22 protein-coding genes are annotated in these 24,261 nt (G+C 61.7%); 5 read left to right on the forward strand and 17 right to left on the reverse strand.

Translation table 11 applies throughout. The features are described 5' to 3' along the window. Positions 1-540: 540 nt before the first annotated feature. Positions 541-1,443, reverse strand: a complete 903-nt coding sequence (locus HU725_RS09265) for a LysR family transcriptional regulator (protein ID WP_186476976.1) — start codon at positions 1,441-1,443, stop codon at positions 541-543. 104 nt (positions 1,444-1,547) lie between these two features. Between HU725_RS09265 and nfsB the strand changes: the two genes are divergently transcribed. After that, positions 1,548-2,201, forward strand: coding sequence for an oxygen-insensitive NAD(P)H nitroreductase (gene nfsB / locus HU725_RS09270; RefSeq protein ID WP_186476977.1), 654 nt, complete (start codon positions 1,548-1,550; stop codon positions 2,199-2,201). An 83-nt stretch (positions 2,202-2,284) separates the two neighbouring features. On the opposite strand, the gene HU725_RS09275 is transcribed toward nfsB, so the two are convergent. Together HU725_RS09275 and HU725_RS09280 are read right to left on the reverse strand one after the other, a co-directional pair. Next, positions 2,285-3,439 (reverse strand): cysteine desulfurase family protein, encoded by a 1,155-nt coding sequence (locus HU725_RS09275; RefSeq protein ID WP_186476978.1) that lies wholly within the window; start codon positions 3,437-3,439, stop codon positions 2,285-2,287. 190 nt (positions 3,440-3,629) lie between these two features. Then, positions 3,630-4,556: a LysR family transcriptional regulator gene (locus HU725_RS09280; protein WP_186476979.1), complete on the reverse strand. Its 927-nt coding sequence runs from the start codon at positions 4,554-4,556 to the stop codon at positions 3,630-3,632. Between the two features lie 140 nt (positions 4,557-4,696). On the opposite strand from HU725_RS09280, the gene HU725_RS09285 reads away from it, so the two are divergent. Further along, positions 4,697-5,926 carry an acyl-CoA dehydrogenase gene (locus HU725_RS09285; protein WP_186476980.1) on the forward strand — a complete coding sequence of 410 codons (1,230 nt, stop codon included), beginning with the start codon at positions 4,697-4,699 and terminating at the stop codon, positions 5,924-5,926. A gap of 218 nt (positions 5,927-6,144) precedes the next feature. Here the strand turns inward: HU725_RS09285 and HU725_RS09290 are convergent, their stop codons facing one another. The 7 genes from HU725_RS09290 to ribBA all read right to left on the reverse strand — a co-directional run bounded on the left by HU725_RS09290 (position 6,145) and on the right by ribBA (position 14,233). Then, positions 6,145-7,182, reverse strand: coding sequence for a TerC family protein (locus HU725_RS09290; RefSeq protein ID WP_060479155.1), 1,038 nt, complete (start codon positions 7,180-7,182; stop codon positions 6,145-6,147). Between the two features lie 159 nt (positions 7,183-7,341). Next, a complete protein-coding gene (locus HU725_RS09295) occupies positions 7,342-8,649 on the reverse strand; it encodes a substrate-binding domain-containing protein (protein ID WP_186476981.1) in 1,308 nt (435 codons plus the stop codon). A gap of 118 nt (positions 8,650-8,767) precedes the next feature. Continuing rightward, a complete protein-coding gene (locus HU725_RS09300; RefSeq protein ID WP_060479153.1) occupies positions 8,768-9,916 on the reverse strand; it encodes an ABC transporter ATP-binding protein in 1,149 nt (382 codons plus the stop codon). Between the two features lie 17 nt (positions 9,917-9,933). Then, a complete protein-coding gene (locus HU725_RS09305) occupies positions 9,934-10,743 on the reverse strand; it encodes an ABC transporter permease (RefSeq protein ID WP_186476982.1) in 810 nt (269 codons plus the stop codon). A 6-nt stretch (positions 10,744-10,749) separates the two neighbouring features. Then, positions 10,750-11,667 (reverse strand): ABC transporter permease, encoded by a 918-nt coding sequence (locus HU725_RS09310; RefSeq protein WP_060479151.1) that lies wholly within the window; start codon positions 11,665-11,667, stop codon positions 10,750-10,752. Beyond that, positions 11,664-12,689, reverse strand: coding sequence for a polyamine ABC transporter substrate-binding protein (locus tag HU725_RS09315; protein ID WP_186476983.1), 1,026 nt, complete (start codon positions 12,687-12,689; stop codon positions 11,664-11,666). Before HU725_RS09315 ends, HU725_RS09310 begins: the two co-directional genes overlap by 4 nt. A gap of 422 nt (positions 12,690-13,111) precedes the next feature. Continuing rightward, positions 13,112-14,233, reverse strand: a complete 1,122-nt coding sequence (ribBA, locus tag HU725_RS09320; RefSeq protein ID WP_060479149.1) for a bifunctional 3,4-dihydroxy-2-butanone-4-phosphate synthase/GTP cyclohydrolase II — start codon at positions 14,231-14,233, stop codon at positions 13,112-13,114. A 78-nt stretch (positions 14,234-14,311) separates the two neighbouring features. Here ribBA and HU725_RS09325 point away from each other — a divergent pair, with 78 nt between their 5' ends. After that, on the forward strand, positions 14,312-14,605 hold the full coding sequence (locus HU725_RS09325; protein ID WP_060479148.1) for a DUF1330 domain-containing protein: 294 nt from the start codon (positions 14,312-14,314) through the stop codon (positions 14,603-14,605). A gap of 90 nt (positions 14,606-14,695) precedes the next feature. Here HU725_RS09325 and HU725_RS09330 read toward each other — a convergent pair whose 3' ends face one another. Beyond that, positions 14,696-15,715, reverse strand: coding sequence for an alpha/beta hydrolase (locus tag HU725_RS09330; RefSeq protein ID WP_186476984.1), 1,020 nt, complete (start codon positions 15,713-15,715; stop codon positions 14,696-14,698). A gap of 145 nt (positions 15,716-15,860) precedes the next feature. Here HU725_RS09330 and HU725_RS09335 point away from each other — a divergent pair, with 145 nt between their 5' ends. Next, positions 15,861-16,745 carry a LysR family transcriptional regulator gene (locus HU725_RS09335; protein ID WP_186476985.1) on the forward strand — a complete coding sequence of 295 codons (885 nt, stop codon included), beginning with the start codon at positions 15,861-15,863 and terminating at the stop codon, positions 16,743-16,745. A 23-nt stretch (positions 16,746-16,768) separates the two neighbouring features. On the opposite strand, the gene HU725_RS09340 is transcribed toward HU725_RS09335, so the two are convergent. The 6 genes from HU725_RS09340 to purU are packed head-to-tail and all read right to left on the reverse strand — an operon-like array spanning position 16,769 to position 23,593. After that, positions 16,769-17,374: an aminomethyltransferase family protein gene (locus HU725_RS09340; RefSeq protein WP_186476986.1), complete on the reverse strand. Its 606-nt coding sequence runs from the start codon at positions 17,372-17,374 to the stop codon at positions 16,769-16,771. 3 nt (positions 17,375-17,377) lie between these two features. Next, complete coding sequence (locus HU725_RS09345) at positions 17,378-20,281, reverse strand: 2Fe-2S iron-sulfur cluster-binding protein (RefSeq protein ID WP_186476987.1); 2,904 nt, start codon at positions 20,279-20,281, stop codon at positions 17,378-17,380. After that, the gene (locus HU725_RS09350; RefSeq protein WP_186476988.1) at positions 20,278-20,583 is read right to left on the reverse strand and encodes a sarcosine oxidase subunit delta; all 306 of its coding nucleotides are present in this window, start codon (positions 20,581-20,583) and stop codon (positions 20,278-20,280) included. Before HU725_RS09350 ends, HU725_RS09345 begins: the two co-directional genes overlap by 4 nt. A 12-nt stretch (positions 20,584-20,595) precedes the next feature. After that, the gene (locus tag HU725_RS09355; RefSeq protein WP_060480052.1) at positions 20,596-21,837 is read right to left on the reverse strand and encodes an FAD-dependent oxidoreductase; all 1,242 of its coding nucleotides are present in this window, start codon (positions 21,835-21,837) and stop codon (positions 20,596-20,598) included. Then, positions 21,819-22,730 carry a bifunctional methylenetetrahydrofolate dehydrogenase/methenyltetrahydrofolate cyclohydrolase FolD gene (folD, locus tag HU725_RS09360; protein ID WP_186476989.1) on the reverse strand — a complete coding sequence of 304 codons (912 nt, stop codon included), beginning with the start codon at positions 22,728-22,730 and terminating at the stop codon, positions 21,819-21,821. Before folD ends, HU725_RS09355 begins: the two co-directional genes overlap by 19 nt. Beyond that, on the reverse strand, positions 22,727-23,593 hold the full coding sequence (gene purU / locus HU725_RS09365; protein ID WP_060480050.1) for a formyltetrahydrofolate deformylase: 867 nt from the start codon (positions 23,591-23,593) through the stop codon (positions 22,727-22,729). The genes folD and purU overlap by 4 nt, the downstream gene beginning before the upstream one ends. A 217-nt stretch (positions 23,594-23,810) precedes the next feature. Here purU and HU725_RS09370 point away from each other — a divergent pair, with 217 nt between their 5' ends. After that, positions 23,811-24,212, forward strand: coding sequence for a hypothetical protein (locus tag HU725_RS09370; RefSeq protein ID WP_060480049.1), 402 nt, complete (start codon positions 23,811-23,813; stop codon positions 24,210-24,212). The last annotated feature ends 49 nt before the right edge of the window (positions 24,213-24,261 follow it).

Raw genomic sequence — 24,261 nt, forward strand, 5'->3', positions numbered from 1 at the left:
CGCAGTCGGGCATCGGCGTTTAGAACAAATGTGATCAGCGGGGAAGGAAACGCGAGGTGAGCGCTTGGTATTGGCGACAGAAGATTTGACGCTGGAAGCTCGACCCTTCAAGGGCTCCCGTTGCTCGTCGGGGCAGGCAGGTGGCCTGTCTGACCGGGACAGAATCGCCCTTTGTCTGCTATCGGCTATTCGCCGTATTGCGCATTCCAAGCATCGAAAGCTTGCATCATTGTTTGTCTGGTCGATAGATCCGCAGGTATCAAATGCTCGACTCGCAGTGACTCTACCGTGATGTCCAGGGGGAGGCCGAAGGTCGTGAAGGTAGAGAGAAAGCTCAACTCGCTACCAGGGATGCGCACTCGTGTCAGCAGTAGAGGGTTGGCAGTCTCTGCGTGCAAGGCCATGCCCGGCCTAGGAAGGCTGCTCAGGCGTTTTGCGAGCGTAGGGTTGCTGATTGAATCTCTAATCAACACAGATTCAAGGAAATAATATTAGTTTCAAAATCAAAAATCAGTTGGCTATCGATGACTAATAATTAGGTCATTCAGCCTGCTCAGCAGGCTTGAGCGCCGCAAAGCGCTCTTGCAACCAACCGTGCAATTGCGTCACTGCAGGGGACAGCTGCTTGCGGTGCGGGCAAACCAGCGTGACCGGCGTGGCTTCGCCCTGATGGTCTGGCAGCAGAACTTCCAGCTCGCCGGCGGCGATATTGGCGCTGACGTCCAGCCAGGATTTGTAGACGATACCTTCGCCTTCCAACGCCCAACGCCTGACCACGTCGGCGTCGTCGCTGACCAGCGGCCCGCGTACCTGTATGGTGCGATTGCCCAGTTGCCACTTGTCGAACACGCGGTTGTGTTGCAAGTACAGCAGGCAGTCGTGTTGGAGCAATTCGTCCGGCGTGCGGGGGCGACCGTGGCGGGCCAGGTAGGCGGGTGCTGCCACGAGCACTCGGCGGTTCCAGGGCGCCAGTGGCAGGGCGATGTAGTTGGCGTCTTGGTTGAGGCCGTAGCGAATCGCGATGTCTACCGGGTCGCGGCTGAAGTCGGCCATCTGATCGGACAGGAAGAAGCGTAAATTCAAAGCCGGGTGTTGGCGGCGAAACGCACTGAGCCAAGGCAGCAAAAGATTGCGCCCGATGTCCGAGGGCGCCGAGACCTGCAAAACTCCGCGCAAGGTGCTGTGGCTGCCATGGAGCTGCTCATGGCCCTGGCGCAATGTATCCAGCACCCGCTGGGCAGTGGGTAGGTACAACTCGCCCTCGGCGGTCAGGCGCAGGCTACGGGTAGTGCGGGCGAACAGGCGTACATCCAGGTCGCGCTCCAGGCGCTTGATCGCAGCTGCCACTTGGCCCGGAAGCAGGTCGGCTTCATGGGCCGCAGCGGTGAAACTGCCCAGCGCACTGCTGCGCACGAACAGTTCGAGGTCGTAGAGGCGGAGCATTTTCACTGCCTATGTGAAAGTGTTGCTGCATTTTGCCGGTTTTCATTATGCGCAGGAAAGATAAGATGCGCTGCATATCCCGTTTCCTACACTGGAGTTGCACCATGGATACCGTCTCTCTGGCCAAGCGCCGCTATACAACCAAAGCGTACGATGCCGCCCGCAGGATCCCTCAAGCCACGGTCGACGCCTTGCTTGAGCAACTGCGTCACAGCCCATCCTCGGTCAATTCGCAGCCATGGCATTTCATCGTTGCAGACAGCACTGAAGGTAAAGACCGTCTGGCCAAGGCCACCGATGCGCGGTTTGCCTATAACTCGCCGAAAATCCGTGATGCCTCCCACGTGATCGTCTTCTGCACCCGTACCGACATGACCGAGGCGCACTTGAACCAAGTGCTCGACCAGGAACAGACCGATGGTCGTTTCCGCGATGAGCAGGCGCGGGCAGGGCAGAACCAGAGCCGTCGTGGCTATGTGGACCTGCACCGTTTCGACCAGAAAGACTTGCAGCACTGGATGGAGAAACAAACCTACCTTGCGCTCGGTACCGCGTTGCTCGGCGCTGCCGCCCATGGCCTGGACGCAACGCCGATCGAAGGGTTCGACAGCAAGGCGCTGGATGCAGAGCTTGGCCTGCGTGAGCGCGGTTTTACCAGTGTCGTGCTCCTGAGCCTGGGGTACCGTAGCGAAGCGGATTTCAATGCGGGCCTCGGTAAGTCGCGGTTGCCGGCATCGACTGTCTTTACCTTCCTGTAAGCCTGTACGCTCTTCGCCCGTCTTGCACAGCTATGCAATCGAGCGCCGCGCGTGCGGCGCTCACTCTGCGTGCTCAGGGCCTGCTACCACAACGCGGCGGTCGCTGCCGTCGCCGCTCGCCTGAACACCGCGATAGCTGCGTCCACCTCGGGCTCGGTGGTAAAACGCCCAATACTCAGACGCACGCTCTTGCGCGCTTGGGCTTCGTCCAACCCCAGTGCCAACAGCACATGGGAGGCGGCGTTGCTGGCCGAGTTGCAGGCCGAGGTGGTCGACAACGCCAGTTCATTGGCCAAAGCCATGGTGTTGAAGCCATTGACTTGGATGCAGACATTCAAGGTGTGCGGGACACGTTGCGCAGCGCAGCCGTTGAGGCTGATACCCGGCACAGCTAGCAACCCGCTACGCAGGCGGCTGGCCAACTGCTCGATACGCCGATGCTCATTGTCACCCGGCTCACCGGCCAGGGCGAAGGCGCTGCCCATGCCAACGATTTGATGAGTTGGCAGGGTGCCGGACCTGAGACCTTGTTCATGCCCACCGCCGTGGATCTGCGCACGCATCTGAGAGCGGGCGCGGGGGCCAACATAGAGCGCGCCAATACCTTTGGGGCCATAGACTTTGTGCGCCGAAAAAGACATCAGGTCCACCGCCATGGCCTGCAGGTCGATAGCCAATTTGCCCACGGCCTGAGCCGCATCCACATGCAGCAGAGCGCCACCGGCGCGCACTCGCTCGCCAATGGCGGCGAAATCGGTGACGGTACCCAGTTCATTGTTCACCGCCATCAGTGATACCAGACGCGTATCGGCGCGCATGGCCGCCTGGACGGCGTACGGCTGAATCAAACCGTCGGCGTCCGGGGCCAGTCGCGTGACGGCCCAGCCCTGACGCTCAAGTTCATTGACTGTATCGAGCACGGCCTTGTGTTCCATCAGGCTGGTGACCAGGTGCCCAGGCTCAGTCATACCCTGGGCGATGCCTTTGAGTGCCAGGTTGTTGGACTCGGTGGCACCTGATGTCCAGACGATGTCGTCGGCCAATGCGCCGACCCGGTCGGCCACTTGCCTGCGAGCCTGCTCGACCACCTCCCGCGCCGCGTGGCCGTAGGCATGGCCACTGGATGCAGGGTTACCGAAGTTAACCTGGCGGCCCAGGCATGTGAGCATGGTCTCGATGACCCGGTCATCGACCGGGGTGGTGGCGGCGTAGTCGAAATATAGAGGGGCATTGGGCATAGGGCGGGTCCGTGCAGGGTTGGCTTGAGAGCGGCTATCGATGCATCAAGCCTACCGCGCAAGGGCGGAATAAATTTGCTTTTAGTGCTGCATTGCCCGCATTTTTGGAGAATATTTTCCTCTATAGTTACAACTTTGTGGAATTAAAATTCCCGAGGCCTGGCCATTGCTTGAGCAACGCCCAGCTGTTTCATACGGGCTCCACTGCACGCTCTTCCTCGGCCACAACGCGCTCGCAGAGTTCGATGATTTGCTCGCGCATCCAGCGATTGGCCGGGTCCTGATCGGTGCTTTCGTGCCAGTACAGGTGAGTTTCAAGAGCGGGCACGTCAACCGGCAGTGGCTGGAAACGCAACTGATGCCGGCGCGCGAAGCGTTCCGGAACGGTCATTGCCATATCGGTCTGCTGCAACACCTGCGACGCCATCAGATAGTGCTGAGAGCGCAGTGCCACTTTGCGTTGCACACCCATTTTGCCCAGTGCCAGGTCGACGTAACCCAGGCCATTGCGGCGGCTGGAGATATGGATATGGGTCATGCTCAAGTAGTTGTCGAGTGTGAGTTTGGCGTCGGCCAATGGGTGGCCTTGACGCAGGGCACAGACATAGCGGTCCTGCATCAGCTTGACGTGGCGCACCTGAGGATCGGTGTTCAGCGGTGCATCGATGGCGAAATCCAGCCGCCCGGCGGCCAATTCTTTGGTGGTTTCGCGACGCTTGCACAGAAAGCTTTCGATCAGCACCGCTGGCGCCAGGCGGCGCAAGCGCTGGAACAGCGGCGGCAAAATCACTGCTTCGGTGAGGTCGGTCATGCTGATGCGGAAGGTCTTGCTCGCTTGTTGCGGATTGAAGGTGCGGCTTTCCTGAACCGACGTGCGCAACAGTGCCAGGGCATTGCGCACTGGGCCAATGATGTTCTGGGCCATGGGCGTAGGCACCATGCCTTGTGCGGTACGCACGAACAGCGGGTCGTTGAAGGTTTCGCGCAGCCGCGACAGGGCGTTGGACACCGCCGGCTGGGTGATGCCAACGATCTGGCCGGCACGGGTGAGGTTGGCTTCGGTGTAGATCGCGTCGAAGACGATGAACAGGTTGAGGTCGACCTTGCTGAGGTTCATGGCGCCGCTCTTTGTTGGAATTATCGGCCGATCATATATCGGTTATGAATGTTTATACACGCTGAAAATAGACTAGGTAAATCGAACCCCGCTGCTCTAGGCTGTGCCCATGTCTTTCGAACCGTGAAGGTATCCCCCTGATGGATTTCGCCTATTCGCCCAAGGTCCAGGCACTGCGAGAGCGCGTCAGCGCCTTCATGGAGGCCCATGTCTACCCCGCAGAAGCGGTGTTCGAGCGTCAGGTTGCCGAGGGCGACCGCTGGCAACCCACCGCGATCATGGAGCAGCTCAAGGTCAAGGCCCGAGCCGAGGGCTTATGGAACCTGTTCTTGCCAGAGTCGGAGTATGGCGCTGGCCTGAGCAATCTGGAGTATGCCCCGTTGGCCGAAATCATGGGCCGCTCGCTTTTGGGGCCGGAGCCATTCAACTGCTCGGCGCCTGATACCGGCAACATGGAGGTGTTGGTGCGCTATGGCAGCGAAGCACAGAAGCGTCAGTGGCTGGAGCCTCTGCTGCAAGGGGAAATCCGTTCGGCATTTGCCATGACCGAACCGGACGTGGCCTCCTCGGACGCGACCAATATGGCGGCGACGGCGGTGCGCGACGGCGATGAGTGGGTCATCAATGGTCGCAAATGGTGGACCTCCGGCGCCTGCGACCCGCGCTGCAAGGTCATGATTTTCATGGGCCTTTCGAACCCTGATGGGCCACGCCATCAGCAGCACTCGATGGTATTGGTGCCCACCGACGCGCCTGGCGTGAAGATCATTCGCCCCTTGCCAGTATTCGGCTACGACGACGCGCCGCATGGCCATGCCGAAGTGCTTTTCGAGAACGTGCGCGTACCTTATGAAAACGTACTACTTGGCGAGGGCCGGGGCTTCGAGATCGCCCAAGGCCGCCTTGGCCCCGGCCGTATTCACCATTGCATGCGTTCGATCGGCATGGCCGAGCGGGCTTTGGAGCTGATGTGCAAGCGTTCAGTGCAGCGCACCGCATTTGGCCGGCCCCTGGCGCGCCTGGGTGGCAACATCGACAAGATCGCCGACTCGCGCATGGAAATCGACATGGCCCGGCTGCTGACCCTGAAGGCGGCCTACATGATGGACACCGTCGGTAACAAGGTGGCACGCAGCGAAATCGCCCAGATCAAGGTGGTGGCGCCGAATGTTGCGTTGAAGGTTATCGACCGGGCGATCCAGATGCACGGTGGGGCTGGTGTGAGCGGCGATTTCCCGCTGGCCTACATGTATGCCATGCAACGTACCCTGCGCCTGGCAGATGGCCCGGATGAGGTGCACCGTGCTGCGATCGGCAAGTACGAAATCGGCAAGTACGTGCCCGCACACATGTTGCGAAGCGCAGACTAGTCAGAGCTCGATTCGAACGTTGGACGTTTAGGTCACTGGGTTTTGAAGTCGACCATCTATCCTGGGCGATTTTCAGGAAGCTGCTGCATGGAGTACTCCTTCATTGGGAGTAACTATGCTGGTCAAGCCCGACTAGGCTATAAAGCCAGGACATTCACCTCATGCTGTAGGAGAGCTCTGTAGCTACGGCTTCAGGCCCGCAACAGCGGGCCCTATCTTTACTTCTGCGAGTTCTGCGCCTCAATCTGCGGCGGCTCTGCTGCGCTCTCGCTCGACACCGACTTTTCCCCTCGCGTTTTAATCAGCGAAACCACCACCCCGCCCAGCAACAGCGCGAACGTGACCCCCAACGACAGCAGCGCAGGCACCTTGCCGACCAGCCCATGGTAGAAAATCTTGCAGCCTATGAAGATCAGAACCAACGCCAGTGCATATTTGAGATAGACGAACCGGTGCATCAACGCCGACAGCGCGAAGTACAGCGACCGCAAACCGAGGATGGCGAAGATGTTCGAGGTGTAGACGATGAAGGGATCTTGGGTGATTGCAAATATCGCTGGCACGCTGTCCACCGCGAACACCAGGTCGGCCAATTCGATCAGGACCAGGGCCAGAAACAACGGTGTTGCGTAACGCAGGGCCTTGTTCTCCCCAGGCGGGGTCAGGCGCACGAAGAAGTGCGAGCCGTGGAGTTGATCCGTTACCCGCATGTGCCGGCGGACGAACTTCAAGACCGGGTTATTGGCAAGGTCCGGGTGGCTGTCCTCTTTGGAAAACGCCATCTTCACCCCGGTGAACAGCAAGAAGGCGCCAAAAATGTAGAGCACCCAGGCAAAATTCTGCACCAGTGCCGCACCCACCCCGATCATGATCGCACGCAGGATCACCACCCCGAGAATGCCCCAGAACAGTACCCGGTGCTGGTAGCGGCGGGGGATGGCGAAGAAACCAAAAATCATGGCCATGACGAACACGTTGTCCATCGACAGCGATTGCTCCACCAGGAAGCCGGTATAAAACTCCAGCGCCGACTGTGCGCCCAGTTGATGCCAGACCCACAGGCCGAACAATACGCCCACACTGAAATAGCCTGAGTAAAGCAACAGGCTTTCGCGCATTTCGATTTCGCGCTCCTGGCGATGCAACACACCAAGGTCGAGCACCAGCAAACCAATCACGATGGCCATGAATACCAGCCACAACCAGGTGCTGGTGCCTAGAAAGGGTGTAGTGAGGAACGTTTGCAGAGCTGTCATGAGCCCCTCCTGGCTAGTCGTCGTTGCCGTTTGCAGTGCGCAACAGTGATCCGACATCACGGCTTGGCAGCCGTCAGAGGGGCCCGGTATCACATGAGCTTGAGCCTAAACCCATTTGCCAGTGGTGCCGAAGGTTTTGCTGTTACATTTCTTTGCCTGTCAGTAGACCCAGACTTCGACTCGACGGTTGCGCAATCGGCCTTGTGCTCTGCGGTTGTCGGCAACCGGCAATTCATCGCCCATACCGGTCACCTCCAGCACTTCTACGCCTTCGCGCGCCAATTCCCGGCGTACGGCCTGGGCGCGCAGGCGCGACAGTAGCGCTGCACGGCCTGGGGTGTCCTTAGGGTCGCCAAAGCCGACCAACACAGCCTTGTTTTGCAGTTTGCCCGCCTGACGCAAATACTCGGTGACCCGCATGACATCACGTAGCGCTTTGTTGTCGAGGCTGGCGCTGCCCTCCTGGAAGCGGAAATTCACGCTCAGCCGTTGCGCTTGCTTAGAGAGGGTGCGATAGCGCGGCGGCATACCGACCTGCGCCGGCACCGGTTGCGCAACCACTTGCTGCGAAACGAAGCCCTGGGCGGCGACGATGGCCTGACCGGCCGGGCTCTGGGCGAAGTCAGCCAGTGCCCGGGCCTGAGGCTTGGCATTGGCCGGCAGGTAGAAATACAGGCGCCGCGTCAGCGGGTAGTCCTCACTCGCCACCTGCTGGCGATCAGGCAATACAGCGGGAGCGTTGCTCTCGGCAACTGCCAGCACCTTGGCCCTATGCACAGCTGCCAGGCTGCTGAACCCGATGGCCTGGCGGTCGGCGCTGACCCGCGCGGTCAGTTCATCGCTGGCCTCGAAACGTTGCGCCTGGCTGGCCAGCTCGACATGCGCGGGCTCCAGTACCAGCGCCTTGAAGGTTTCATAGGTGCCCGAGCGGTCATCCCGCGCATAGAGGTGGATGCCGCCACCGGCCACACCCAGTTGTTCCCAGCGCTGGATCTGCCCGGAAAAGATCTGTGCGAGTTGATCGGTGCTCAGCTGCGGCAACGGGTTGTCGGGGTGAACGATCACTGCCACGCCGTCCAGACCGATGATTTGTTCGGCACTGGCCGAGCGCAGGTCACCCAAAGCCTTGAGCTGGCGCACCTCGGCATTGCTGATGGGGCGAGAGGCCGCTGCCAGGTCGGCGTCCCCTTGGGCAAGCGCGGCAAAGCCTGTAGCGGTGCCGTGCGCGGCAATATCGATGCGCAGGGCCTGGCCATGGGCATCGCGCGCAGTAATCATGGTCTCGTTCGCCGCACCACCGGGAGACTGCTCAATGGCTGTTGCCTGTTGCGCGCGCAACTGGCCCTGTACCAGGGCCGGCAACAACGCCGCGCCAATGGTGTTGGAGCCTTGCACGCGCAGGTACGCCGTTTCAGCCAAAGCTGGCAGCGGCAGTAGGGCAAGTAGCAGGAGAAACGGGCGAAACATGCCGGGCGACCTTATGGCATCGGGTTGCCCGGCAGATTACGACAGCGGCGTGACCGATAAGTGACAGCCAATCAGCCCCGTTGGCCATCGCTGATGGCCCGGTTGGCACTCACCCCGTTCAGTGCGCGCCGGCCGATTTGCTCAGGTCACTTTCGGCCCAGTCGGTGTAGATGCAAGCATCGGCCACTGCCCAGCGGACTTTTACCGTATCACCCGGTTGCATGGGCATTCCTGCAGCCGACAGGGCCTTGACCGTAAGCTCCGTGCCACCTGTGGTCGATACATGACAGGTTTGGCTTTCGCCCAGAAACAGCACTTCACCGACCTTGGCACTTACCTCGTTCCACCCCGCTGGCAATGGTTCGCGGGCGGCCTGTTCGGCGGTCAGGGCCAGGGCCTTTTCCGGGCGTACCATGATCAACGCTTCCTGCCCAGCGGCCAGGCCTGGGGTCAGGCGAATCGCCACGGGCTGGCCTTCGAAAGTGCCGGCACCATTTGCGCTGGCCTTGATCCGCAGGAAGTTCGAGTTACCCAGGAACGATGCAACGAAGGCATTTGGAGGGTTCTGATAAAGGTCATAACCCGTGCCCAGGCCCACGATCTTGCCATGGCTGAAAATGGCGATGCGCTGGGACAGGCGCATGGCTTCTTCCTGGTCGTGGGTCACGTAGACGATGGTGATACCCAGCCTGCGGTGCAACTGGCGCAGTTCGTCCTGCAAGTCTTCGCGCAGTTTTTTGTCCAGCGCGCCGAGCGGCTCGTCCATCAGCAGAATACGCGGCTCGTAGACCAGCGCCCGAGCAATGGCCACACGTTGCTGCTGGCCACCGGACATCTGCGATGGCTTGCGGTGGGCGAATGGCTCCAGTTGCACCAACTTGAGCATGGCATCGACGCGCTTGGTGGTTTCTGTGGCGCTTAGCTTGCGGATCGCCAATGGGAAACCGATGTTGTCACGCACGTTCAAGTGTGGAAACAGCGAGTAACGCTGAAACACCATGCCAATGTCGCGCTTGTGCGGCGGCACGTTCACCAGCGACTGGCCATCGACCAGGATCTCGCCGCTGCTCGGCGTTTCGAAGCCAGCCAGCATCGACAGCGTGGTCGATTTGCCAGAGCCACTGGAGCCGAGGAAGGTCAGGAATTCGCCGTCCTGGATCTCCAGGTCGAGGTTGTCCACGGCGGTGAAGTCGCCGTAGTGCTTGTTCAGGCCGCGCAGGCTGACCAGGGTCTTGCTTTGGGCCTTGTCTTGAATGACTGCACTCATTGTTGTTGTCTCCGCACTCAGGCGTTGGCTTCGGTGCGCCGGCGCAACGCGGCGGCAATGAACATGACCAGCAGCGACAGGCCGATCAACAGCGTGGAGGCCACGGCGATCACCGGGCTCAGGTCCTGGCGCAGGGTGGTCCACATTTTTACCGGCAAGGTCTGCAGGTCGGGGCTGGCCATCATCACGCTCAGCACCACTTCATCCCACGACACCAGGAAGGCGAACAGCCCGCCAGCAATCATGCCGGGGCGAATCGCCGGGAAGGTGACCTTGGAGATAGCCTGCAGGCGCGAGGCACCGCAGATCACCGCCGCATCTTCGATGGACTGGTCGAACAGCTTCAGCGAGTTGATGATCGAAATGATGGTGAAGGGCAAGGCAACGATCACATGGCTGACCACGAAGGCGAACAGCGTCCCGGTGTAGCCCAGTTTCAGGAACAATGCGTAGACCGCCACCGCGATGATCACCAGCGGCACGATCATCGGCATGGTGAACAGACCGTAGAGCATCTCGCGGCCAGGGAAGCGCCCACGCACCAGGGCGAAGGCGGTGGGCAGACCGAGCAGAACGGCGGCGACAGTGGTCAGTACGGCAACCTTGAAGCTGGCCAGGGCGGCGTCCATCCACTCCGGGTTGGAGAAGAACTGGCCATACCATTTGAACGTCCAGCCCGGCGGCGGGAACACCAGCCATTGGGAAGAACCGAACGACAGCAGCACGATGAACACCACCGGCAGCAGCAGAAACGCCGCGATGACCCCGGTGGTCAGGTACAGGCCCGTGCGCAGTGGGCGGCCCATGGCATTGGGAGACAGAAGCATGGCGGTTTACCTCGCGTTGCCAACCGGGGATTCCGGCTGCAGCTTCAGGTACAGGTAGAAGAGCACCAAGGTGATGACCACCAGCAGTGCCGCGGCGGCGCTGGCCAGGCCCCAGTTGAGGAATGACTGCACCTGCTGAATGATAAATTCAGGCAACATCATGTTCTGCGCTCCCCCAAGCAGTGCAGGGGTAACGTAGTAACCAAGCGACATCACGAACACCATGAGTGCGCCGGAGAACAAACCCGAGCGGCACAATGGCAGGAACACCTTCCAGAAATTGGTCCATGGGCTTGCCCCGCAGATCGAGCCGGCTTGCAGTACCATCGGATCGATGGCGTGCATGGTCGCCTGCAGCGGTAGCACGATGAATGGAATCATGATGTAGCTCATGCCGATCACCACACCGGTCAGGTTGTGCACCATTTCCAGCGGGGTATCGATGATGCCCATTGCCATCAACGCCTTGTTGATCACGCCCGAGCTTTGCAGCAACACCAGCCACGAGTATGTGCGTGCCAGCAAGCTGGTCCACATCGACAGCAGCACGATGTTCAACAGCCAACGGCCCCAGCCCTTGGGCACCAGGGTGATTGCCCAGGCCAGCGGGAAGCCCAGCAGCACGCTGATCAGCGTAACCACACCGGCGACCGAAAAAGTGTTGAACAGCACCCTTGCATAGGCCGAGTTGGCGAACAACTGCTCGTAATTACCCAGCCCTGGCGTGGGCTCCAGCACCCCGCGCAGCAACAGGCCGACCAGCGGCGCGAAGAAGAACAGGCCCAGGAACAGCAGGGCCGGCAGCAGGTTGCGGCTGCCTTTCCAGCGCTGGCTCAGGCTGGCGCGGCGCGGGGCCGTTCCCGGGGCGCCGGTGCCCGTTGGGGCACCTTGCGCGTTGTGCAGGGCGTTGATGGCGACTTTCATTTGACCAGCCACTCATTCCAACGGGCTGCAATGGCCTGGCCATTCTTCGCCCAGTAAGCAAAGTCCAGGGTGACTTGATCCTGTGCATAGGCGGTCGGCAGGTTCGCAGCGAGGTCTTTGTCCAGCTTGGCCACGCTGTCAAGGTTCACCGGCGCATAGGCGGTCTTGTTGGCGAAGGCGGCTTGGCCCTCGGCGCTGCTGGCGTTGGCCAGGAACTTCATGGCCGCATCTTTGTTCTTCGCGCCTTTGGGTACGACCAGGAAGTCGGCCATGACCAGGTTCTGCTTCCAGCTTACGCCCACTGGCGCCCCGTCCTGCTGCAAGGCATAGACGCGGCCGTTCCAGAACTGGCCGAGGGACGCTTCACCGGAGGCCAGCAGTTGCTGGGATTGAGCACCACCGCCCCACCAGACGATGTCTTTCTTGATGGTGTCGAGTTTCTTGAACGCGCGGTCCAGGTCCAGTGGGTAAAGGTCTTTGGCAGCTACGCCGTCGGCCAGCAGTGCCAGTTCCAGCACGCCAGGGCTTGGCCATTTGTACAGGGCGCGTTTGCCAGGGTAGGTCTTGGTGTCGAACAGCGCGGTCCAGTCGACCGGCTTGTTGGCGCCCAGCTTGCCCTCGTTGTAGCCGAGCACGAAAGAGAAGAAGAACGAGCCCACGCCATGGTCGGAAACGAACCGAGGGTCGATTCTGTCGCGTTTGATTTGGGTGAAGTCCAGAGGTTCGAGCAAGCCTTCGCTGGCGGCACGCAGGGCGAAGTCGGCTTCCACATCGACGACGTCCCATTGCACGTTGCCGCTTTCGACCATGGCTTTGAGCTTGCCGTAGTCGGTAGGGCCGTCCTGCACCACCTTGATGTTGGTGCTTTTGCTGAAAGGCACAGCCCATGCTTCTTTCTGGGCGTCCTGGGTGGTACCGCCCCAGCTGACGAAATTAAGGCTGTCAGCGGCCTGGGTGGCCTGACATGCCAGGGTCAGCAGGCTGGCGGACAGCACTGCGGTTACACGTTTGCTCAACAGCATGGTTACGCCCTCGTTGCTTTTGTTATTCGAGGCGGGGCTTTTGGTGCGCCCGCCAACAGTGTTCGGGGAGCAGCTATTACAAAGTGTCTTAGGGCCGATTGTGATTGTAGGTGCCGGCCTGCAGATTCAAGGTCTACGGGATATCATATTATGGTATTCCAAACTTTTGGCAAGAGGTATGAGGCGACCGGCCATCACTGCGCGCTATGGTAGATGCCGATGACCCGTTGAGAAAACGGGCCTTAACGGCCTGAGCCCAGTTGTCCCGGACAAAGCTGGTCCGACGGGCTGGCGCGGTTTTCATGGCCAGGGTGATCCGAATGTGATCGGGTTCACCCGCGAAAGCGTCGGTCGTTACAGCCTCGCATTCGCGGTTGAACCCGCTTCCACTAGCCCTGGGCACCTCACTTGCCCTGACGTTGTCAGCCCACCAGCCCTGGCTCGAAGGGAATGCTCTGCACCACCTCCAACTCGTAACCGGCAAGCCCCGCGTATTTCAGTGGCGGGCCAAGATGGCGCAGCTTGCCTACGCCCAGGTCCTGAAGAATCTGCGCGCCGGTACCGACCTCCGAATAAACCTTGGTCTGCCCCCGCTGATAAGGCCGCACCGGTTGGGTCAGCTGGGGGACACGTTCGAGCAGGGCCTGGGAAGACTCATGATTGGCCAGGATCACCACAACGCCAGCGCCTTCTTCGGCCACCTTCTGCAGCGCTGCCCACAACGTCCAGTTAGCAGGGCCGGCATATTCGGCGCCGACCAGGTCACGCAGCGGGTCAATCACATGTACACGCACCAGGGTTGGCTGTTCGCGGCGGATGTCGCCCATCACCATGGCCATGTGCACGCCACCCTCGATACGGTCCTCGTAGGTCACCAGGCGGAACGTACCGTGGACGGTCGGCAGTTCACGCTCACCGATACGCTTGATGGTCTGCTCGGTGCTCAGGCGGTAGTGGATCAGGTCGGCGATGGTGCCGATCTTGATGCCGTGTTGCGCCGCGAACACTTCCAGGTCCGGGCGCCGGGCCATGGTCCCGTCATCGTTCAGCACCTCGACAATCACCGACGCCGGGGCGAAACCGGCCAGGCGCGCCAGGTCGCAACCGGCTTCGGTGTGCCCGGCCCGGGTCAGCACGCCACCTTCTCGGGCGCGCAGGGGGAAGATGTGACCAGGCTGTACCAGGTCTTCTGGGCGCGCGTTGGATGCCATGGCGGCAGCCACGGTGCGCGCCCGGTCTGCGGCGGATATGCCTGTGGTGACGCCGGTGGCGGCCTCAATGGACACGGTGAAAGCAGTGCTGAATACGCTACCGTTGGCCGGTACCATTTGCTCCAGCCCAAGGCGTTGACAGTGTTCGTCGGTCAGTGTCAGGCAAATCAGCCCGCGCGCCTGGCGGGCCATGAAATTGATTGCCTGGGCGTCACAGCGCTCGGCGGCGATCAGCAGGTCGCCTTCGTTTTCTCGATCCTCGTCGTCCACCAGTAGGACCATCTTGCCTTGCCGGTAGTCTTCTAGAAGTTCTTCAATGGTGTTGAATGCCATGTTGCACGCTCACTGTGGCGGAGTGATTATTATGGTATACCATCATACACAGATATCTTTGGAACTGGAGAGTAGCGGATGAAGGCTTATTGGATCGCCCACGTCGACGTCACCGACCCCGAGCAATACCAGCAGTACACCCAGCGCGCTCCCGCTGCCTTCAAGGCCTACGGCGGCCGCTTCCTGGCTCGCGGCGGGCGCAGCGAGGCGATGGAGGGGCGGCCCACTCCACAGCGTAGCGTGGTGATCGAGTTCGATTCGTATGAGCAGGCGGTGGCGTGCTACCGGTCTGCGCTGTACCAGGAGGCGTGCAGCCATCGGCAGGGGGTGGCGAAGGCTGAGGTGATCATCGTCGAGGGTTTCGAGCCTTGAGGTAATGCCAGCTTGGCCTTGAACCGGACAATGAGGCCCGGCCTAAGGCCGCTGTTGTCTACGCAATGCTTGGGCGGACATTCGCTGAGGTTATTGCAAATGCACCTTCAGCTCGTTGGCAGCCTGGCGCATGGCCGTTTTGACCGCTGGTACCTGGCTCAGCGGGTTCAGCAGGCCGTAGTCATGGATCATTCCGTTGTAGCGCACCGACGTTACCGTCACACCGGCCGCATCCAGTTTGCGAGCATAAGCTTCACCCTCATCACGCAATACGTCGAACTCGGCGGTTTGTACCAGGGCCGGTGGTAGGCCTTTGAGCTGCTCGCTACTGGCACGAAGCGGCGAAGCGTAGATCTGCTCCCGGGCCTTAGGGTCGGTGGTGTAGTTGTCCCAGAACCACTTCATCATCCCGGTGGTCAGGAAGTGCCCCTCGGCGAACTGCTTGTATGAAGCAGTCTCGAAGCTGGCATCGGTAACTGGCCACAGCAGCAGTTGGAAGCGCAGTGCCGGTGTGCCGGCTTCTTTGGCTTTGAGCGCTACCACTGCCGCCATGTTGCCGCCGACGCTGTTGCCGGCCACGGCCAAGCGCTTGCCGTCGACGCCGATTTCGTTGCCGTGCTCGGCCACCCACTGGGTCGCGGCATAGGCTTGGTTGATCGCCGTGGGGTAATGCGCCTCAGGTGATGGGGTGTAGTCCACATAGACCGCCACCGCGCCAGAGCCGACCACCAGGTCGCGGATCAGCCGCTGGTGGGTCGGGAAGTCGCCCAGCACCCAGCCGCCGCCGTGGAAGAACATGAACACCGGCAGTTCACCCTTGACGTTGGCCGGGCGTACCACCTGCAGCGTGATCGACTGGCCGCTGGCCTGGATGACGTGTTCCTTGACCTCGATGCCGGACAGATCGACCTTCACCGATGCCTGGGCACTTGTTAGCACGGCGCGGGCGTCTTTGGGGCTGAGCTGTTCCAGCGGCTTGCCGCCACCTCGCTCCAGAGCTTCGAGGAAGGCCTGGGTGTGCTGCTCGACACCGGGGCTGCCGGCAGCGAATGCGCTGGACACGGACAGGGCGAGGAGTGAAGCGGTAAGGGTCTTATGGACAATGTTCATCAGCGAATCCTTTTCGTGCATGTGTTGGTAATGGACGTCTGCCTGGCCTCGGATGTCGATCGCCGCGGCCTGCACGTAGATTAAGGAGATGCGCCTGTAGGAAAAAGCCGCTATAAAGCGTTTGACTGTCACCTAGAGCGAGACAATGAACCCCTACGAAGACATGCGCATTTTTGCCCAAATCATGGAAGCCGGCAGTTTCACCGCCGCCGCCGAGCGCCTGGGCATGTCCAAGCAATCGGTCAGCCGCCGTTTGATGCAGCTCGAAGAGCGCCTTGGCGTGCGCCTGCTCAACCGCTCGACCCGACGCCTGGACGCCACGCCCCTGGGCCAGCACTACTACCAGTCGGCGCTGCGCCTGCTGGGGGAGGTGCAGCAGGTGGAGCACGACATCAGCGGCCAGGCCCAGGCCTTGCGCGGCACCTTGCGCCTGAGTGCGCCACTGTCGTTCGCCATGGCGCATCTGGGCTGCGTGCTGACCGAGTTTCTGCAGGTGCATGGGCAGGTGGATGTCGAGGTGGACCTAAGCGATCGCCCGGTGGATCTGATTGGCGAGGGCTATGACTTGGCGCTGCGCATTGGCGCGCTGGAGGACTCCAGCCTGATCGCCCAGCGCATTGCCGCGGTGCAGCGGGTGTACTGTGCCAGCCCGGCGTACCTTGAAGTACGTGGTGTGCCGACCAAGCCGCAGGCGCTTGCCGAACATGATTGTCTGCCCTATGGGCACTCGCGGCAGGTGCAGTGGCAGTTCTGCAACGCCGGCAAAGCGCTAACGCTGCAGGTGACCGGCCGGATGCGAGCAAATAACGGCGAATTGCTCAGGGATGCGGCAATTGCCGGGATGGGGGTCACCTATTTGCCGACCTTCATCGTCGGGCAGGCGCTGGCGGACGGGCGCTTGGTGACCGTGCTGGATGAGTGGGTACCGCCGGCATTACAGCTGTCGGCGGTGTATCCACAGCACCGGCAGGTGGCGCGGCCGGTGCAGGGGTTTGTGCGCTTTTTGCGCGAGCGGCTGACACACCTGTGATACCGCGGAGCGGACAGCGCAGGCTAAAGCATCAGTTCATCCAAACCGACCCACCCGCCATCGAACTCACCCATGGCATCGAGTATCGCCTCCTGGAAATACGCCAGTGACGGCCGGTCGAACAGCAATTGGATTGCTTGCCGTTCAGCACTGCCGACATTCACCACGATCACATTGATTCGCGCCGCCGAAGTCTGCGCCACGGCACCGAACGCAAATGCCTGCAAACGCAGGTCGACCCCGCACAACTTGGCCATCACGGCGCTGCAGTGTACCCCCGTCAGCTGCAGCCAGGCATGGCTGTCTTGGCGTGGCAGCAGGTAGTCGCGCCTGGCATCCTGCTGCCAGGCCTGCTCAAGGGCAGCGACGCGCGCGCCCTGGTCGGCCATGCTGCCCAGCAACAGGTACTCGCTGGCAGACAGGCGCGCTACCCAACTGCCATCGCCCTGGCGCAGTGCCAGGTTGGGCCGCGCAGGCAAGTCGTAGCCATGGGCTTGCAGGTATGCCGCGCTGTCCGCGCCGCGCAACCCAACGCGCGCCAGCTCGGTCAGGTCGGCCAGGGCACAGGTGTTCAACAGCTCGGCAGAGCGGCTGGGCACCTTCAAAGCTTCAGTGTTCAAGCTGGTCATGGGTCAGAGTTCCTGGCGCAGGTTGTCGGGATCGTGGAAGGGCAGTTGCACCACTGTGGCATTGACCATCAGTGCGCCTTCCACGCGGATCGGGATGCGCATGCCCGGCGTCGCCTGATGGGCTCCGGCGTAGGCCAGGCCGATAATCTGCCCAAGGGTCTGGGAATACTCGCAGGAGGTGACGTTGCCGCTGATGTCGGGGCCGTCCAGTACCAGGTGGCCTTCCAAGGGCTGCGGGCTACCCTTGGGCAAGGTGAAGCCGACCAGCTTACGCTTGAGTGGCTGCGCTTCAAGGATCTGGATCGAGCGCTTGCCGACGAAGAAGGGCTTCTTGCGCCCGATGGCCCACTGCATGTCGATTTCCGCCGGGTGGGTCATGCCGTCGGTATCCTGGCCGATGATTACGTGGCCTTTTTCAAGGCGCAACAGGCGCTGGGTTTCGACGCCGAAGGGGCGGATGCCCAGCTCACTGCCTGCTAGCATCAGGGCGTCCCAAAGGCGCTCGGCGTGGCGTGCCGGCACGTGTAACTCATAACCCAATTCACCTACGAAGCCGACCCGCAGAATGCGCGCAGTGATGCCCGCCACTGTGCCAGTTCGCACGCCCAGGTACGGGAATGCTTGGGCCGACAGGTCGACATCAGTGCACACTTTTGCCAGCACCTGGCGCGACAGCGGCCCAGCCAGGTTCACAGCAGCCAGTGCGGCAGTGACGTTGGTGATATCCACATCAAGGCGCCACTGCGCGTTCCATTTGAGCATCTGCTGGTAGATACGGTCGACGCCACTGGTGGTGGCCGTGACATAGAAGTGCTGCTCGGCCAGGCGCGCACAGACCCCATCATCGATCACCACGCCCTGCTCATTGGTCATCAGTGCATAACGGGTGCGACCGATCGCCAGCTTGGCGAAACCGAAGGTGTACAGGCGCTCTAGCAACTCGGCGGCATCCGGGCCGCGCACGTCTAGACCGCCGAGGGTCGACACATCGATCAGGCCGACCTTTTCGCGCACATGGCGGGCCTCTTCCTGCATGCAGCGTTCGCGGTCTTGTGCCTTGCCGTAGTAGGCCGGGCGCTGCCAGATGCCGGCGGGCATCATGTTCGCGCCCGCCTGCAGATGCCGACGGTGCATCGGTGTCTGCCGGTACGGGTCGAACGCGCGGCCAGCCACGTGTGCCAGCTTCTCTGCCTGGAACGGCGGCCTGGCGGTGGTCACCCCGGTTTCACTGATGCTTCGGCCAGTGGCCTGTGCCACCAGGCGTGCGGTGGGCAGTGCCGAGTGACGGCCCTGGGACGGGCCCATGCCAACGGTGGAGAAGCGCTTGACCAACTGCACGTCGCGGTAGCCGCTGCGGTTTGCATTGACGATATCGCGCACCTGCAGGTCTTCGTCGAAATCGACGAAGTCCTTGCCCTTGGGGTGCGGGAAAATAGGCCAGGGGAAATTGACTTTGGCTTCGGCCACATAGGCCGGCTGTGTCGCAGTTTGCAGCCCCAGTGCCGCAAGCGCCTGCCCGGCGCTGCGCGCGGCGTCGGTGAGCACATTGGCCAGGTGGTGGTGGCCGTTCACCGATCCAGCGATATCCAAACCTTCGGGCAGCTGGCTGATGGTGAACTCGTCACGCTCCACGTCGTAGGCCAGCTTGCCGCCGGCCTGGCACAGCAGCTGATACACCGGCATGTAGCCGGCGGACATGCACAGCAGGTCGCAGGCCACGCGCAAGCCGTGCTCGCCCACCTTGCCTTGGCCTGTGATCGGGCGAATGTCTACGCCGGTGACGTGGCGCATGCCTGATGCGTGCAGCGCCTCATAGACGGTGCTGCCCAGGTGCAAGGGAATGTCCCGGCGTTTGAGCTCGCTGCCCAGCGCTGGGTCCGCGGGTGCGGCGCGCATGTCGACCACGGCGGCGACGGCCACCCCTTGTTCCTGCAAATCGAGTGCAGCCAGGTAGCCGTCATCGTGACCGGTGAGGACCACTGCACGCTGCCCGGGCTTGACGGCATAGAGCTTCATCAGCCGTTGTGCGGCACTGGTCAGCATCACCCCAGGCAGGTCGTTGTTGCGAAACACCACGGGCTGGTCGAAGGACCCGGCTGCCACGACGCAACGCTTGGCCCGTACTTTGTACAGGCGCTTGTGGCGGATGACCGGCAAGTAGTGGTCGGTAAACCAGCCATTGCAGGTGGCCTCGCACAGCACTTCAATATTCGAGTGCCCCTGCACGGCGGCCAGCAGTTCATGGCGCACGGTGGCGGCGCGGGTGCCGGCGATGTCGAAGCGGGCGTAGGTCAGCGAGCCCCCTAGCACCGGCTGTTGCTCGATCAGCAACACCTTGGCCCCGCCATTGGCGGCATCCAGGGCCGCGCGCAGGCCGGCCGGGCCGGCCCCGATGACGGCGACATCGACGAATAGATAGGCCTTGTCGTAGTACTGCGGCTTGAACCCCAGATTCAGCACGCCCAGCCCAGCTTTCTTGCGAATCAAAGGCTCCCAGACCTTCCACATCCCTTTGGGCTTGTAGAACGAGCGGTAGTAGAAGCCCACCGGCATGAAGCGCGAAAACTTGCCCAGGTAAGCGTCGCGATCGTGCTCCAGGCTTGCGTTGAAGTTCTGCCCGGCAACCACCAGGCCGTCTTCGGCGGCCTGCATGTCGGCCAGCACATTAGGCTCATCGGGGAGCTGCACGAGGGTGTTGGCATCTTGGCCGGCCATGCTCAGTGGACCGCGGGGGCGGTGATATTTGAACGAACGTGACAGTAGCCAGCGGCCGTTGCCCAACAGCGCGCTGGCAATGGTGTCACCGGCAAACCCTTGATATGGCTGGCCGTCGAATTCAAAACGCAGGGGCAAGTTGCGGTCGATCAACAGGCCCATGGGCGCGGGGAGGCGAGTGTGGTTGTTCATCCGGTGATCTCCGGGGTAACGACAGGGGCGAAGTCGACGCGGCGGTCGAACAGCGTTTGCGGATCGAAGGTGCGCAGCACCTGGTCGGTGACGGTGTGGCGTTCGGCCAGGAACCAGTAGCTGGAGGCATTGTGCAGCCACCATTCCACGACCACGCCGGCCAGGTTGTCGCTGTTGAATACGTAGTCGGCCCATTGCCCATCGGTGCAGCTTGCAGGGTCAGGCATCGCCTTGTACTCGCCGCCATAGGTGAACTCGCTGATGTTGCGCGGGCCGTTCAAGGGGCAGGTCAGGATCTTCATCGTCGGGTGCTCCTAGTGGCTGGCCGCAGTGGCGCCCATTTCGTTGACTTGTTGGAAGCGGCTGAAGCGTTCCAGGGCAAACGGCGCGATCATCTCCGGCACCTTACCGCCACTGGCCACCAGCTCGGCCATCGTCTTGCCGCAGATGGGCGTGGCCTTGAACCCCCAGGTACCCCAACCGGCGTCCAGGTAGTAGTTGTCTACCGGTGACAAGCCCATGATCGGGCTGTAATCGGGAGTCATGTCGGTCATCCCGGCCCACTGGCGCATCAGCTTGGCGTTGGCCATGAACGGGAACATTTCGATGGCGTGGGCCAGCAGGCTTTCCTTGAGGTCGAGGGTCGAGCGGGTGTTGTACAGCGGGTAGGGGTCGGAGCCGCCGCCGAAAACGATTTCGCCCCGGCTGGTCTGTTGCACGTAGCAGTGCAGCGCCGATGAGCTCACCAATGGGTCAAGGAATGGCTTGAACGGTTGAGTGACCATGGCCTGCAGTGGGTAGGTATGGATCGGCGCACGGATGCCGGCCTTGGCCATCAATAGCGAACTGGCACCGGCCACGGCCTGCACCACACAGCCGCACTGCACGGTACCGCGGTTGGTCTTCAGCGCTTCGATCCGGCCATGGCGGATGACCAAGTCCTGGACTTCGGTGAGCTGATGAATCTGCACCCCGCGCTTGGCCGCTTGCTTGGCATAGCCCCACGCCACCGCATCGTGCCGAGCAGTGGCGCCGTCCATATGCCAAAGCCCTGCGAGCACCGGTAGGTGCCCAGGGTCCAGGTTCAGGCTCGGTACCAGCTCGCGGATCTGCTGGCGATCGATCATTTCGCTGCGCCCGCCGAAGTGCTTGTTGACCTCGGCGCGCTGGCGGAACGCGCGCACCGTGGCGTCGGTGTGCGCCAGGGTCAGCTGCCCACGCTCGGAGTACATGATGTTGAAATCGAACTCGTTGGACAGGTCCTGGAACATCCGCACCGATTCTGCGTAGAACCGCACCCCTTCGGATGTCAGGTAGTTCGAGCGGATCACCGCGGTATTGCGCGCGGTGTTGCCGCCGCCCAAGTAGGCTTTTTCCAACACGGCGATGTTGGTCACGCCGTGGTATTTGGCCAGGTAGTAGGCGATGGCCAGGCCATGGCCGCCGCCACCGATGATCACCACGTCATAGCGCGGCTTGAGATCGCACGGTGGCGGCAGGTCGACCTCCACCGGGTAGTCGGCGCTCAGGCCGTACTTCAGCAGGGCGAAAGGCATGAGGTGCGCTCCTGGTGGGCGGCCTGTTGTTGCAGGTCGAGGGCAAGCAGTGTGTTTTTCATCAGGTAGGCGATGGTCATTGGGCCGACCCCGCCGGGTACTGGGGTGATGGCGGCCACTTGCGTCAGCGCGGCGGCAAGGTCGACGTCACCGACCAGACGACTTTGGCCGGCTTCTTCAATGCGGTTGATGCCGACATCAATGACTACCGCCCCTGGCTTGAGCCAATCGGCACCGATCAAGCGTGGCTTGCCCACTGCGGCGACGACGATGTCGGCCTGGCGGCACAACGCCGGCAGATCGTGGCTGCGTGAGTGCACCATGGTCACCGTACAGTCGGCCTGAAGCAGCAGCGCAGCCATGGGTTTGCCGACGATGTTCGAGCGGCCGACCACCACCGCATGCTTGCCGCGCAGCTCGCCACAGGCATCGCGCAGCAAGCGCATGCAGCCACTGGGCGTACAGGGCGTCAGCACATCGCGGCCCTGGGCCAGGCCCCCTACATTGGCGCTGTGAAAGCCGTCCACGTCCTTCAAAGGGTCGATGGCCTGGAGGACGCGGTGTTCGTCAATATGCCCAGGTAATGGCAACTGCACGAGAATGCCGTTGATTTCCCTGTCCCGGTTGAGGCGCTCGATCAGGGCCAGCAAATGGGCCTGGGAGGTATCGCCGGGCAGGCGGTGTTCCAGGGAGCGAATGCCGACTTCCTCGGCCCGTAGCACCTTGTTGCGAACATAGACCTGGCTGGCTGCGTCGCAGCCGACCAATACCACCGCAAGGGCCGGCTGTACGCCTGCTTGACGCAACGCCTGCACCTGCTCGCCGACCTCGGCCAGCACCCGTTTTGCAGTCGCCTTGCCGTCTATCAGCTTGATGCTGGGGATGGCGTTCATTTGAAGATCACCGTGCGGTCGTGGTTCAGGAACACCCGATGCTCAAGGTGGTACTTGACCGCTCGTGACAAAGCGATGGTCTCGGTGTCGCGGCCGATGGCCACAAGGTCGTCGGGAGCGTAGGCGTGGTCTACGCGTTGCACTTCTTGCTCGATGATCGGGCCCTCGTCCAAGTCGCTGGTGACGTAGTGGGCAGTGGCGCCAATCAGCTTGACCCCGCGCTGATAGGCTTGGTGATAAGGCTTGGCACCTTTGAAACCTGGCAGGAACGAGTGGTGGATATTGATCGCGCGGCCCGACAGCTGCCGGCACAAGTCATCGGAGAGGATTTGCATGTAGCGCGCCAGCACCACCAGTTCTGTACCTGTGTCCTCGACAATGCGCATCAGTGCCGCTTCCTGCTCGGCCTTGGTCTCTTTGCTTACGGGCAGGTAGACGAAGCGAATACCCTGACGCTCGGCCATCGGACGCAGGTCCAGGTGGTTGGACACCACGGCGGTAATCTGCATGTCCAGCTCGCCCTTGGCGTGCCGGTAGAGCAGGTCTGCCAGGCAGTGGTCGAACTTGCTGACCATCAACAGTACCCGCAACGGCCGGGCGCTGCTGTGCAGGCTCCAGTCCATGGCGAAACGTTGCGCCACATCGGCAAACCCTGCTTCCAGTTGCGGCGTATCCCCCTGGACGTTGGTGTTGTAGCGGAACACCGCGCGCATGAAGAAACGCCCATTGTCCTCGTCGTCGAACTGCGCCATCTCGCTGATGTAGCAACCGTGCTCGGCCAGGTAAGTGGTTACCGCGGCGACGATTCCGGACACGGCCGGGCAACTGACGCGCAGGATGAAATGATCAGGAGCGGGGTGCATGTGGGGTAGGCCTCGTGATGAATTGGGGCAGGTCGGGGCACAAGAGCACAAAAGAGGGTGCAGCTGGCGATCATGTTTCTTGATGGGAATATAAGTTTCCCTTGGGCGATTTATAGGCGAAGCGCGGGCGCCAGGTCCAGTGTTTTGTGAAATTTTTTATCCTGGGAGGAATTTTTTTTGCGCCGACGCGGTGGTATCAACCGGCTATGCTTGAACCATGACTATGTCCATCCCACTTCGCCAACCGTGCCCGCCTGGCGTCTGTGACTGCGGCCGTGAACAGCTGGTCGAGCAGCCAGCAGCGGCCCAGCGCATCCTGCTGCTGACCCGGCAGGAGGAAAAGCGTCTGATCGAGCGCCTCGAGCAGCTCAAAGACCTCGCTGACCTGCACCACCTGCAATCGAAGATGTACCAAAACCTGGGTATCCGAGTGCGCATCAGCCCTGGCCTGAACGAGGTGCGCACCATGCGTGGCATCGCCATAGAGCTGGACGAGCAGCCTGGCCTTTGCCGCAAGACCCGGCAGTCGATACCGGCTGCGATTCGCCGTGGCCTGGAGCGCAATCCAGAAGTGGCGTTCCGCTTGCTCGATGCCCATGACTTGCTCAGGGACGCATGAAGCTAATTTTTCCGCAGCGCGCTACGTCTACCTGAGAACCTGCCTGCGC

This window comes from Pseudomonas promysalinigenes (genome assembly GCF_014269025.2).
Classification (GTDB): domain Bacteria; phylum Pseudomonadota; class Gammaproteobacteria; order Pseudomonadales; family Pseudomonadaceae; genus Aquipseudomonas; species Aquipseudomonas promysalinigenes.